This is a genomic window from Maricurvus nonylphenolicus (assembly GCF_042854845.1).
GTDB classification, from domain to species: Bacteria; Pseudomonadota; Gammaproteobacteria; order Pseudomonadales; family Cellvibrionaceae; genus Maricurvus; species Maricurvus nonylphenolicus.
Genome location: NZ_AP031498.1, coordinates 3,973,719 through 3,985,771, shown reverse-complemented (window position 1 = coordinate 3,985,771; position 12,053 = coordinate 3,973,719). Strand labels below are relative to the sequence as shown.

Here is a 12,053-nt window from a genome sequence, read left to right as displayed (position 1 = left end):
CAAATATCTTACTCTGTCACCTAAATTTCTATTGACCCCCCGGTCGCAGATTTTAGTCCTCTTTTGTCTTTGTCCCTCGTCCTCATCCTCGTATGGGCCCGAGCAGTTGGGGCTGGGCTGATGTTTTTGCCCGCAACGTTTAATAAAAATAATTAGGTACCCATAATGAAAATGAGAGATAGTCTGCGCTCTGTAAAGCGCATGGTGACGTCCGTCGCCAGTATTAGTTGTTTATTAATTGCCAGTCATGGTCATGCCGGTTATACCGAAACCAAAAACCCCATTGTATTAGTGCACGGTTTAAGTGGTTTTGATTCGGTCGGTGGCCTGGTGGATTACTGGCACAATATCAGTTACAACCTCGAGCGTTCTGGCGCCACGGTCTACACAGCGCAAGTTTCTGCGTTTAATCACAGCGAAGTACGTGGCCAAGAGTTAGCCGATTACCTGGTCAATCATGTGCCTGCCAACAAGGTAAATATTTTTGCCCACAGCCAAGGTGCGCCTACCGCACGTGTGGCGGCAACGTTTGTCCCTGAGCGTATTGCTTCCATCACCTCCATTGGTGGTGCCAATAAAGGCTCACCGGTAGCCGATGTGGTGCGTGGCACTATTCCACCGGGCTCACCTTTGGAGAGTGTGGCTGAAACCATCTTTAACGGCTTTGGCAGTCTGCTAAATCTATTGTCTGACGGCGATGGAGAGCAGGATGCTTTGGCGGCGATGGAAACCTTAACCATTGCTGGTTCGGCTGATCTGAATACTCGTCACGGTTGGGGCGTAAATACCCAAAGCGCCTGTGGCAAGTCGCAGGAAAATATTGATGTCTTTGGTCATAACATCAAGATGTACTCCTGGGTCGGAACCGATGTGTTTACCAATATCTTTGATCCCAGTGATTATTTCCTGTCGCTGACCAGTCTGGCCTTTAATGGTGAGACCAATGACGGCCTGGTAAGTCAGTGTTCCCAGTATATGGGACAGGTGATTTACGACAATAAAGCCATGAACCACCTCGATGAAGTCAACCAGATGTTGGGTGTCAGGTCGCTGTGGTTAAACCCTGTGTCGCTGTATCGGGCACATGCCAATCGTTTAAAGCGCAAAAATCTCTAAGTGTCACACACATAACGGGCAGTTAGCGCTGCCCGTTTTTCGATCTGGTGTCTTTTGATGTCGAAGCGAATCTTTATTTCCGTTGCGTTAGCTGTCACTACTATCAGTGTCTTTTTCTATGTCCAACCTCCGTCAGGAGGCGATAGTAATAGGGCTGTTAGTACTAAACTTATCAGTACAAAACCAGCGTTATCCCAGCAAACTGGCGTTGTTAAGTCGAAGGGCTCAAGTGTTGAGCTGCTGTCGGACGTACCGCAGTTAAAACGGCAAGATATAGCAACCTGGGCGGGCACCGAGATTGATGGTGAGCTTAAGGTAGATGAAAACGGTCAGTTAATTATTGATCGCCAGTTACGGGATTTTTTTGATTATATGCTGAGTGCCGTAGGGGAGCTTGAACCCCATGCGGTATTTGATGTTATTTCTGCTTATGCCCAGCAGCAGTTACCGGTCCATGCGGTTGATGAGTTAATGGCGTTGCTGGATGATTACCTGGCCTTCAAGGAAAGCGCTCAGGCTTTGCGCTCCACACCCCTCATCGCTCGTGCGGCGCAGACGCCCGCGTATCATTACAAAATGCTGCAGGATACATTTGATGAATTAAAGCTGCTGCGACGTACCCATATGTCTGCGGAGGCGGTTAGTGCATTCTTTGCCGATGAAGAGGCCTACGCCGAGTACAGTCTGGAAAAAATGCGCATTACCCAGGCAACTGATTTATCGGTAGCACAAAAACAGCAGCAGCTTGATGCGTTGGTGTGGCAGCTGCCGCAGCCGCTGCAAGAGTCTATTGTGCGCAAGCAACGTTATCAGCAGAGCGTACAGAAGACGCAAGCCATCATGAACTCGTCACTGTCTGAACTGGAAAAACGTCAGCAGTTAGCCTTGGTGCATCCCGAAGTCATTGCAGAGCGGATCATGCAGCATCAAACCAATAAAGACAGTTTACGTCAGCGGTTTGAGCGTTATCAGCAGGAAAAGCAGCAATTGCAGTCACGCGATGCCAGTGAGGAAGAGCAACAGGCCCTGCTACTGCGTTACTTCCCTACGGCACAGGAACAGACGATTGCCAGAACCTTTATTGCCCAGCAGTGATGATGGTGGGAATTAGTATTTCAGCGCCAGATTTTGCACGGATGGTGTAAGGCTGAAAGTACCGGCGATATTTAAGGTGAGATCCAGCAGGTCATCCCAGGGATCGGCATCGCGCATACCTTTAATGGCTTTGTCGATGGCGTTGGCTTTGCGCAACAGCATTTGCAGTTGCTGCAGCTTCAAACGGCGCAGGGCGCCTTTCATTAATGGCTTCCGCTTATCCCAGACGCCGGCATTTTTGCAGGCCCAATCGAAGTTCTGCCCCTGACTGGTCGCGTGAGAAATTTGTGCCAGGCTGCGTACTTCCCGGGCCAGTGCCCAGAGTACCACCGTGGCATCGGTGCCTTCACCGCGCAAGCCATGCAGGGTTTTAATCGCAGCACGGGCGTCGCCATGTAGAGCCTTGTCAGTCAGGTTAAACACATCATAGCGGGCGCTGTCGGCCACGATATTGGCAATGGTGTCAGCAGTGATGGTGCCTTCGGCCAGCAGCTTGAGTTTTTCGATTTCCTGTACGGCGGCCAGCAGGTTGCCTTCCACGCGCGAGGCCAGCAGTTCAACTGCTGCACGTTCGGCATTAAGGCCTGCCTGGTTTAGACGTTGCTCGATCCAGCGCGGTAATTGCTGGGCGGTAATAGGCCAGACCTGTACTACCGCGCCGATTTTTTCCAGTGATTTAAACCATTTGCTGCGCTGGTCGGGTTTGCTTGGGCAAACCACTAACAGGACATTATCCTCGCTGGGGGCTTCACAATAGGCTTGTAAGGCTTTGTTGCCCTTGTCGCCGGGTTTACCGTTTTCAATACGGATTTCCAACAGTTTGCGCTCGGCAAACAGCGACATACTATTGGCGGAGGTAAGCAGGTGCTCCCAGTCAAAACCGGGTTCATTGTGGTAGCGTTCGTGTTCGTTAAAGCCCGCGCTTTTAACGGCTTTACGAATGGTATCGCAGGATTCCTGAACCAGCAGGGGTTCTTCGCCGCAAACGAGGTAAACAGGCGCCAGCTGTTTTTTCAGGGCGCCTGCTAATTGATCAGGACGCAGTTTGGCCATCGGCCGCTTCTGCTTGTTCTGACTCTTCAGTGGTGGTGCTTGGCTGTGGGTTAGAAGCCAGGAAACGCAGACGGCGAACGATTTGTTGAATCAACTCGTTACGCAGCTCGCCACGAATAATATTTTCTTCTTCGTTTTTGCCCAGCACCTGATTGCGATCGTAGTCGTAGGTGCGAATTGCACGGGCAGTGTCTTGCTTCAGCAGAACCTCTTCACCGCGTTCGATGCTGTAGTCCACTTCCATGGTCAGTTCGTATTCGCTGACCAGGGCATCACCACCTACGGAAGCAGCACGACGCTCGCTACGCTCATTCAGCAGTTTAATGCTGTAACTGGCATTGCTGGCGCTATCGACAATGGCGATATTGTTGGATTCCAGTGCGCGACGCATATCGGTTACCAGAGTGCCATGGGTATCCTCAGCGCTGAGGTAGATGCTGTCGAGATCTTCCGGCAGGGCGATAGAGCCGCGCAGGTGCCAGCCGCAGGCAGTTAACAGGGTGGTAGATAACAGCAGAGCAATCAGCTTTTTCATAAATAGTCCGTTTAATTATTATCTTAGCTTTTTATCTTGTGTTCACTCAGTGTTGGCCGAGGCCAACACTTACTTCACTGCAAAGGTAACCAGTTTACCCGGAATTACCTTGCACATCTTGATTTCTTTACCTTCGAGGAATTTCTGCACATTCACGTTGGCCTTGGCCTCTTCGATAATGCTGTCCTCAGAAGCATCGGCGGCTACGTCAATTTTTGCGCGAACCTTACCGTTCACCTGCACAACCAGCTGGATGCTGGATTTAACCAACGCAGCTTCATCCACTTGTGGCCAGCCGGCATCCAGAACTGAGTCAGTATTGCCAAAGGCAACCCACAGGCTGTGGCAGATATGCGGCACAATCGGTGACAGCAGCAAGGTAGCTGTTTGCAGCGCTTCACGTTCAACGGCCAGACCTTGTGGGTTGCTGCGATCGGCCAGCTTGCCGACTTCGTTGAGCAATTCCATGGTGGCGGCAATGGCGGTGTTGAAGGTTTGACGGCGACCGTAATCGTCGCTGACTTTGGCTATGGTCTCGTGAGTCTTACGACGCAGTGCTTGCTGCTGGTCGTTCAGACTGGCGGCATCCAGTTGAGCTGCATCACCGGCATTGAGGTGGCCGTGAGCCGTCTTCCAGAGTTTTTTCAGGAAGCGGAATGCACCTTCAACACCGGCGTCGTTCCACTCCAGCGATTGCTCCGGAGGTGCAGCAAACATGGTGAACAGGCGCACGGTGTCGGCACCGTAGGTGTTGATCAGCTCCTGTGGGTCAACGGTGTTGCCCTTGGACTTGGACATCTTGGTACCGTCTTTCAGCACCATGCCCTGACACAGCAAACGCTTAAACGGCTCGTCACTGCTGACCAGACCTTCGTCACGCATCAGCTTGTGGAAGAAGCGCGCGTACAGCAGGTGCAAAATGGCGTGCTCAATACCACCGACATACTGGTCAACGGGCAGCCAGTAGTTGGCGGCTTCAGGATCCAACATGCCCTGGTCGTAGTTGGCGCAGGTGTAGCGGGCGTAGTACCAGCTCGATTCCATAAAAGTATCGAAGGTATCGGTTTCGTGCTCACAGGCCTGGCCGTTGTGTTCGGTTTTACGCCACTCGGGATCCTGTTTGATCGGTGAGTGCACGCCGTCCATTTCCACATCTTCGGGCAGCAGTACCGGTAGTTTTTCCAGGGGTACCGGAATTTCTCCGCCCTCAGGCAGATTCAGCATCGGAATCGGTGCGCCCCAGTAACGTTGACGGGAGACACCCCAGTCGCGCAGGCGGAAGTTGGTTTGGGTTTTACCTTTACCCAGGCTTTCCAGTTTGTTGGCAATGGCATCGAAGGCGGCTTCAAAGGCCAGGCCATCGAACGCATCTGAATTTACCAGAGTGCCTTTTTCAGTAAAGGCTTCTTTAGCCAGATCAATCTCTTCGCCGTTTGAGGGTGCAATCACCTGCTCAATGGCTAAGCCGTATTTCTGGGCGAATTCAAAGTCGCGCTGGTCGTGGGCAGGTACCGCCATCACAGCACCGGAACCGTAATTCATCAGCACATAGTTACCAACCCACACAGGTACTTCGCGGCCACTGATTGGATGGCGGGCAGTCAGGCCTGTGTCCATGCCTTTTTTATCCATGGTCGCCATATCGGCTTCGGCAACAGACTGTACTTTGCACTCTTCAATAAAGGCCGCCAGCTCTGGATTGCTCTTGGCAACTTCCTGTGCGATCGGATGCTCGGCGGCCAGGGTCACATAGGTGACACCCATCAGGGTATCCGGGCGGGTGGTGTAGATATCAAATGCGCTGTGCTCGGCAACAGGGCTGGAGAGGTCAAAGGTCATCTCCACACCGCGGCTCTTGCCGATCCAGTTGCGCTGCATGGTTTTCACCTGCTCGGGCCACTCGTCGAGTTGGTCCAGATCGTTCAGCAGCTCTTCGGCGTAGTCGGTGATTTTAATAAACCACTGCGGAATTTCCTTGCGTTCAACCAGGGCGTCGGAGCGCCAGCCGCGACCGTCGATAACCTGCTCGTTGGCCAGTACGGTTTGGTCAACCGGATCCCAGTTAACGGTGGCCATCTTCTTGTAGACCAGGCCTTTCTCGTACAGGCGGGTAAAGAACCACTGCTCCCACTTGTAGTAGTCGGGCTTACAGGTGGCCAGTTCGCGGGACCAGTCAAAACCAAAGCCCAGTTCTTTAAGCTGGGTACGCATATAGTCGGTGTTGGAGTAGGTCCAGTTGGCCGGTGCGGTGTTGTTCTTGATGGCGGCGTTTTCTGCTGGCAGGCCAAAGGCATCCCAACCCATGGGGTGAAGAACATTCTTACCCTGCATACGCTGGTAGCGGGCAATCACATCGGTGATGGTGTAGTTACGCACATGGCCCATGTGCAGTCGGCCGCTGGGGTAGGGGAACATCGCCAGGCAGTAGAACTTCTCTTTGCTGGCATCTTCGGTAACTTCGAAACTACGGTTGTTGTCCCACTCGGTTTGCGCTTGGGCTTCAACGGCTGACGGTTGGTATTGCTCTTCCATCTGTCCTGACATTTCTTCTGAGGGCCTATACTTAATCTTGAGAGTTATATTATGGATTGCGCCGCTGACTGCTTTTTGAGCAGGCCTGTGGCGGCAAGCAAAGGCGCTAATTATAGGCGCTGAGCGTCCAGAATGCGACGGATGCAGGAGGAAGAAAATGGCGAATTTACCCCCAGACAACAGTCAATCGCCCCAAGACCTGGGCAATTTGGGAGTGGAAGCTGTGAAAGCGGCCTCTGGAGCCCATTTGGAAACGCTGGAACTGAAGCCGCCCACCCACTCAGGAGCTTCATCGGCAGAGGGATTTTGGCAGGAATTACGCGATGAGCTGTTGCTGTTGGAAACCCGTACTGGGCATTGGCTGTTACAGGCGGCAGATCCCACCTGTCTGGCCCGTATTCAGCTCCAGCAGCGGATTGATAGTGGTGAATCGATTGTGATGAAAGGCGAGATCATCTGTGACCGGGATATCCAATGTCTCGACTGCGGTTCTACCTTTCATGCCCACGGCACGGTGACTCTGGCAGCCTGTCAGTCCTGCGGGGGCGATGCCTATGGTGAGCTGATCAGTCACTGAATATTGATTCCTGCTCAGACAACGCGAATAATCCGTTTCCATGGTTATTCGCGCGTTGATTAAAAGCTTATTACTGCCCCCGGCTCTGAACTTACTGCTCTTGTTGGCAGCCTGGATCTGTTGGCGCAGTTTTCCACGCTTGGCTCGCTTGATGGTGGCGTTATCCCTGTTGAGTCTCTATGCCATGTCGACCCCTTGGGTCTCGGTGGCATTGATGGGGACCTTGGAGCGCCAGCACCCTGTGCTTTCGCTGGAACAGACCAAGGCGCCGGACGCCATTGTTATTCTCGGCGGTGGCCGCAATCCCGATGCCCCTGAATTTGGTGGAGATACAGTATCGCCACCTACATTACTGCGTTTACGCTATGGGGCCTATTTGCAGCGGCATTCCCAGGCACCGGTTTTGGTATCCGGAGGGCGAGTCTACGGTGAATTGGCCAGCGAGGCGGATTTGATGGCTCAAGCCTTGGCCCAGGACTTTAATGTGCCCACCCGCTGGCGTGAGGATCGCAGTCGCAATACCCACGAAAATGCCAAATACAGCGCTGAACTGTTATTGGCTGAAGAGCGTAAGCATATCTGGTTAGTCACCCAGGCCTGGCATATGCCGCGCAGTGTGGTGGCTTACGAGGCTTATGGGGTAGAAGTGACACCAGCGCCAACGGCCTTTAGCCGTCACTCGTCGGCGAAATCGATATGGCTCAGGTTTCTACCCCGAGCAAAGAATTTAGCGAAAAGCTCGCAGGCAATACATGAATGGTTAGGCATTGCCTATTATCGAGTTATGGCGGCTGTGGCGGTTGATGCCCTTTAAGGGCTTTTGTTACAGGATAAGGCGTTTAGTCACTAATATGCCCCATAGGGGGGCGCTTTTGGCCTTAAATGGGGCGAAAGCGATGTTTTTGTGTTTGGCACACGCTTTGCTCTATTGAGCATTAATAGGAATTAGAGAAGTAGAAATGATGTTGGAAAGTGCGCCTTTACTCAAACAGGAAGATGAGGTTGTGGATCCCCAGCTGGAATTAATGAATCGACGTTACCGTGACCGGTTAACGGCGCTGACTCTGATTCGACAATTAAACACCCTGATCAGCACTGTGCAGCGTCACCGAGGTGTGACCATGGCGTTGCTATCGGGTGGTGGTGAAGTATCGTCGGATCGAGCCCTGCCTGGCGAGGTGTTAAGCGAGGACTTACAGCAGCTGCAACAACAAGTGCAGAAGCGTTTACAGTTTTTGATGCAAACCTGTATCGGCAGCGACTACCTGTTACCACGAGTCGAGCGCGAACGTATTCTGCATGCCTGGCAGACGATCTGTCATGATTGGCAGGATGATGCACTGTTGGATAACTTTGAGCTGCATTCCCACTTTATCGAGCAACTTCTACAGTTAATGGCCAGCCAGGCCCGTTCCATTCGTCCGCCGTTGGTTGAAGAACAATTAGGTGAAGAGGTGGGCGCCGGAGTCCTGTCCCCCGAGGCCGAAGAGCAGTTAAAGCTGCAGGGCTTTATCTGTAAAAAGATTCCTGAAATTGTTGAACAGTTTGCAAAGATTCGCGGTTTGGCGACTCACTGTGCGGTACTGGGTGAATGTGACAAACATGAAATCCAAAAGCTGCGTTTCTGGTTGCAGTGTGCCCGTGATTTGAATGCCAGTATGTTGGACACTATCGAAGCCCTGCCAAGCGCGATTAAGCGTGAACTGTCGTCCCTGGCAGACTTAAAATCCTACGAATTTAAGTTGATGTTCTTCCTCAATAGCATTGAGCGTGATGTGTTGGGGGGAGACAAGGTGGTTGCCCGTGCCTCGGATCTTTTTGAGCTGGGCAGTGAAATTATTGATGCCTATGTTGTGGGGGTGCGTGATGGTATTGCGTTCCTGCAGCGTGGGTTGGATGAAGAGCTAGAGCGTTGGTTGGAAGGTTGACAGTGTGGGGTCTGACCCTGCGGGTCAGACCCCATTTCTTGCGATAATCTTAGTTCGGTAGTTCTAACGTGGGGTACGACCCGCAGGGTCGGACCCCGATCGTGCCAGACCTCGGCGGTGCCAGTGTTAGGTTGATTCTTTTTTTTTCTCGGCGTCTGTCAGTCCCTGGCGTGCCAATATTTGAAAATCTTTTATATAGCCCTGTAGTCGCTTCTGGCAGTGGCGTTTTTGTTTATCGCTAAGCGTGGGGTGCAGCGCCAGAATCAATTGCTGGTTAATGCGCTGATTGTGCTTCACCTGCTCGCGATAACTGTCTACCCAGCGCTCCGGCGGGTAGTGAAATAGTTCGGCTAATTGCGGGGCAAAGTCTTGGGCCTGGCGCTGCGCTAATAAAGTGGCAAATTCCTCTCGCCAATGGCGCCGTTGTTGCAACGCAGTGGGGCCAAAGGGTTGAGACTGTTCATGCCAGTGGGCAATGATGGTTTCCTGTTCTTCAGTTATTGATCCCAGCCAGGTTTTATAAAACTTGTGACGGTTTTGCAGGCTGCGCTGTTTTAACGCTTCAGTATCCGTATCGGCGTATTTTTTGGCGAACTCTGTTTCCTGATATTTTTCGATATTGCTGAAAAGCTCTGCGACCTGTTTATCGCTCAGGCTTTGTAACAGGGTTGCGCTGTCATCCAGCAAGGCGTTCAGCAAGGTTGTCCACAGATCAAAACCCTGGTCCAGTAACTGGTTTAGCTGCTCCTCGCTGAGCTGATCACTGGTCAGAGTTTGGCTTAGGTTGTCCAGATAATCCGCATAAAGCGGTAGTTGCTCATGGCGGTGCCACTGGTGCAGTCGATCAATGGCTTTGGCGGTGCTGGCCTGTTGCTGTTTGTCGAGGCTGACGTAATCCTCAATGGTCCAGTCCAACCACCAGTCGAGGTAGTTATAGGCAAAACGGGTAGAGCATCCCGCGCAGAGCAGAATGGCCAGGGCAAGGCTGAGTGTGCGGTAATAAGTCATAAGCGGATGACCTTTAACGTTTATCTAATTGTAGACCTCATGGTGGCTATAAATGTTCAGCCAGAGAAAAGAAACGTTAACATAAAGAAAAGGGGCCATTCAGGCCCCTCGATATCTGTTGGGTTTTAAGGCACTGTTTTACAGCGTCTTCAGGTATTCCACCAACGCCAAGCGTTTGTCGTCGGTAATCGGTGGTAGCCACTCCAGAACCGGTTTACCGTCTGCGCCTTTCACCGGCTTGCCATCAGCATCCAGTTTGATCATCGGCGTTTTGCCCACGGCGTATTCATGGCCAGCATTGCTGTTGCTGGGCAGGCTGGTGTCGAAGACAAACAGTTCAGGGTAGTCATTCACGTCCAGCTGCTTAAAGCCCACTTTAATCGGGTCAAATTCGCGGTTGCCCAGCGTAAAGGTGTTGGAGCGACAGGCCTTGCCTTGTGCAGCTTCCTCCTCACTACAGGCGGGCAGGAATAACTCGTAAAGGTTAGGCACGGAACCGTTATGCAGGTAAGGGGCTGTGGCCCAAATACCGTTCAGCGGGCGGCCCTTGTAAGCCAACAGGTCTTCAAAGCCGTTATCGACAATCTCGAAGTCGAGGTGACGATGGGTTTCCTTTATCGGGTTGTCGAAGAAGGATACGGCAATATCGTAAATCTTCTCTGCCCAGCGGCGTACCAGTGATTTGTCGTGATTTGGCTCAATAATGACCCCTTTGGTTGCCTTACTTAATGCGGGCAGGACAATGGTCTCTTCACCAAACTTGCCGGCATCGTGATTCAGGACATCAATATACTTGCCTTCGAAGTAACCGGATTTACCTTTGTCGTTGAAGGCGTTTTCCGCCATAAAGCGGTCAGTGCCGATCAGGTCCAGGCTGGAGAATTGTGAGATCACGCGGCGGTTGGGATCGCTGCGATCAATGCCTTCATGGCACTCATGGCAACGGTATTCCACAAACACCTCTTTACCCTTGGCGGCCAGGCCGGTATCAATGGCGGGTAATACCTCAGGCCATAGCGGGGATTCCAGGGATTTCAGGTGACGCTCCAATCGCACCAGGTTGCGTGCGTTAGCTGACGAGCGGTAACCGACATCACCTTCACGCTTGTCCAGGTCGAAGGTGGCAAATACACCGATGACTTCACCGGTATTGCGGCCCAGGCCGCCGATACCGGCGTTATTACCGACACCGTTCCACTGTACAAAGTCCGCTTGTGGGGTATCCCACAGGAAGGGGTAGCTTACCGGGGCATTGGCCGGATTAAAGTTATCATCTTGCGGGGTCAGGTGAGACAGTACTCGGTTAAAGATACGGCCAAAGGCATCGAGACGGGCATAGCCGTAACGTACGGCCTTGTCACCGTGCAAGGGGTCATTGGTGTAATTGTATTTAACCTGGTCGTTATATACCTGGGTCAGCTCAGCGCGGAAGGCTTCCTGGGCGTTGATATCGGTACCGGCCACCTTGAGTGCCAGACGTTCGAATTTGGCATCGTCATCCAGGGTCGTTTTCAGGGCTTTTTCCAGGTCCAGCAACATGGCTTCCATATCTGCCAGAGCGGGGGCACCATCAACACGGATGCCATAGCCATCATAATTGATCTGGCTGGTATGACAGGCGGCACAGGTGAAACCGACGTAGTCTTTTTCCTGGTAGTTGTTGGCTACAAAACCTACAGGCAAGCCATGGGGGTTATCCCATGAGCGCTCCTGGGTCAGGTAGCGATAGCGGCGCATATTGGCCTCATCGCTAAACGCTGTCTGGTTATCGGCCTGCTCGAGGTGCAGGAAGATATCCAGAGGCATTAAGTTTGAGCCCTGGGTGGTGTTGTAGAACCACAGGCTGTCGGCGGCATCCCAGTTTTGGTCCAGGTAGACGATTTGTTCGGCCTTGTCACCGAAGAAGTCGTCGGGAGCCGTGAGGGCGCCGCGGTCTTCATCGTTTAAAAAGCCTTGGGATACGTAGGTGCAGCTGGCCAGTGTCATCACTGCCGGCAGCAGGTAGGCGGTCTTTAGGTGTTTCATGGTTGCATATCCTATGCTTGGGCGGTGGGGCGCCCTGGTTGTTATTTTTATAAGATCACTGCGGGCCTAGAATGAACTGCCCTGATCATGTCGGTTATTGTCTGGCGTGAGGGCGGGTGAGACAAGACTTGCAGAAGATTTTGGCATGTAAAGCCTCATAACGGCGGTTAAATGGCGGCTAAGA

The 12,053-nt window shown here is 52.4% G+C and carries 10 protein-coding genes; 5 read left to right on the top strand and 5 right to left on the bottom strand.

Features of this window, described 5'->3' with window-relative positions; translation table 11 throughout:
- Positions 1 to 165: 165 nt before the first annotated feature.
- Together ACGHZ6_RS17285 and ACGHZ6_RS17280 are read left to right on the top strand one after the other, a co-directional pair.
- A complete protein-coding gene (locus ACGHZ6_RS17285; protein ID WP_390615254.1) occupies positions 166 to 1,116 on the top strand; it encodes an esterase/lipase family protein in 951 nt (316 codons plus the stop codon).
- Positions 1,117 to 1,173: 57 nt separating this feature from the next.
- Entirely contained in the window at positions 1,174 to 2,211 is a 1,038-nt protein-coding gene (locus ACGHZ6_RS17280) for a lipase secretion chaperone (RefSeq protein ID WP_390615253.1), read from the top strand.
- Positions 2,212 to 2,223: 12 nt separating this feature from the next.
- On the opposite strand, the gene holA is transcribed toward ACGHZ6_RS17280, so the two are convergent.
- The 3 genes from holA to leuS all read right to left on the bottom strand — a co-directional run bounded on the left by holA (position 2,224) and on the right by leuS (position 6,331).
- A complete protein-coding gene (gene holA, locus ACGHZ6_RS17275; protein WP_390615252.1) occupies positions 2,224 to 3,264 on the bottom strand; it encodes a DNA polymerase III subunit delta in 1,041 nt (346 codons plus the stop codon).
- Positions 3,245 to 3,799 (bottom strand): LPS assembly lipoprotein LptE, encoded by a 555-nt coding sequence (gene lptE / locus ACGHZ6_RS17270; protein WP_390615251.1) that lies wholly within the window; start codon positions 3,797 to 3,799, stop codon positions 3,245 to 3,247. Before lptE ends, holA begins: the two co-directional genes overlap by 20 nt.
- A 69-nt stretch (positions 3,800 to 3,868) precedes the next feature.
- Positions 3,869 to 6,331 carry a leucine--tRNA ligase gene (gene leuS / locus ACGHZ6_RS17265; RefSeq protein WP_390619179.1) on the bottom strand — a complete coding sequence of 821 codons (2,463 nt, stop codon included), beginning with the start codon at positions 6,329 to 6,331 and terminating at the stop codon, positions 3,869 to 3,871.
- Between the two features lie 157 nt (positions 6,332 to 6,488).
- Between leuS and ACGHZ6_RS17260 the strand changes: the two genes are divergently transcribed.
- From ACGHZ6_RS17260 to ACGHZ6_RS17250, 3 genes are all read left to right on the top strand, one after another.
- Positions 6,489 to 6,908, top strand: a complete 420-nt coding sequence (locus tag ACGHZ6_RS17260) for a zinc ribbon-containing protein (RefSeq protein WP_390615250.1) — start codon at positions 6,489 to 6,491, stop codon at positions 6,906 to 6,908.
- A gap of 40 nt (positions 6,909 to 6,948) precedes the next feature.
- Complete coding sequence (locus ACGHZ6_RS17255) at positions 6,949 to 7,722, top strand: YdcF family protein (RefSeq protein ID WP_390615249.1); 774 nt, start codon at positions 6,949 to 6,951, stop codon at positions 7,720 to 7,722.
- Positions 7,723 to 7,867: 145 nt separating this feature from the next.
- Positions 7,868 to 8,836 (top strand): hypothetical protein, encoded by a 969-nt coding sequence (locus tag ACGHZ6_RS17250; protein ID WP_390615248.1) that lies wholly within the window; start codon positions 7,868 to 7,870, stop codon positions 8,834 to 8,836.
- Between the two features lie 126 nt (positions 8,837 to 8,962).
- Here the strand turns inward: ACGHZ6_RS17250 and ACGHZ6_RS17245 are convergent, their stop codons facing one another.
- Positions 8,963 to 9,844, bottom strand: coding sequence for a DUF6279 family lipoprotein (locus ACGHZ6_RS17245; protein WP_390615247.1), 882 nt, complete (start codon positions 9,842 to 9,844; stop codon positions 8,963 to 8,965).
- Positions 9,845 to 9,982: 138 nt separating this feature from the next.
- Positions 9,983 to 11,869: a di-heme-cytochrome C peroxidase gene (locus tag ACGHZ6_RS17240; RefSeq protein ID WP_390615246.1), complete on the bottom strand. Its 1,887-nt coding sequence runs from the start codon at positions 11,867 to 11,869 to the stop codon at positions 9,983 to 9,985.
- Positions 11,870 to 12,053: the final 184 nt, after the last annotated feature.

Excerpts from the sequence above, each read along its gene's own strand:
- ACGHZ6_RS17285 (WP_390615254.1), top strand. The coding sequence starts at position 166 with ATGAAAATGAGAGATAGTCTGCGCTCTGTAAAGCGCATGGTGACGTCC.
- ACGHZ6_RS17280 (WP_390615253.1), top strand. The coding sequence starts at position 1,174 with ATGTCGAAGCGAATCTTTATTTCCGTTGCGTTAGCTGTCACTACTATC.
- holA (WP_390615252.1), bottom strand. The coding sequence starts at position 3,264 with ATGGCCAAACTGCGTCCTGATCAATTAGCAGGCGCCCTGAAAAAACAG.
- lptE (WP_390615251.1), bottom strand. The coding sequence starts at position 3,799 with ATGAAAAAGCTGATTGCTCTGCTGTTATCTACCACCCTGTTAACTGCC.
- leuS (WP_390619179.1), bottom strand. The coding sequence starts at position 6,331 with ATGGAAGAGCAATACCAACCGTCAGCCGTTGAAGCCCAAGCGCAAACC.
- ACGHZ6_RS17260 (WP_390615250.1), top strand. The coding sequence starts at position 6,489 with ATGGCGAATTTACCCCCAGACAACAGTCAATCGCCCCAAGACCTGGGC.
- ACGHZ6_RS17255 (WP_390615249.1), top strand. The coding sequence starts at position 6,949 with ATGGTTATTCGCGCGTTGATTAAAAGCTTATTACTGCCCCCGGCTCTG.
- ACGHZ6_RS17250 (WP_390615248.1), top strand. The coding sequence starts at position 7,868 with ATGATGTTGGAAAGTGCGCCTTTACTCAAACAGGAAGATGAGGTTGTG.
- ACGHZ6_RS17245 (WP_390615247.1), bottom strand. The coding sequence starts at position 9,844 with ATGACTTATTACCGCACACTCAGCCTTGCCCTGGCCATTCTGCTCTGC.
- ACGHZ6_RS17240 (WP_390615246.1), bottom strand. The coding sequence starts at position 11,869 with ATGAAACACCTAAAGACCGCCTACCTGCTGCCGGCAGTGATGACACTG.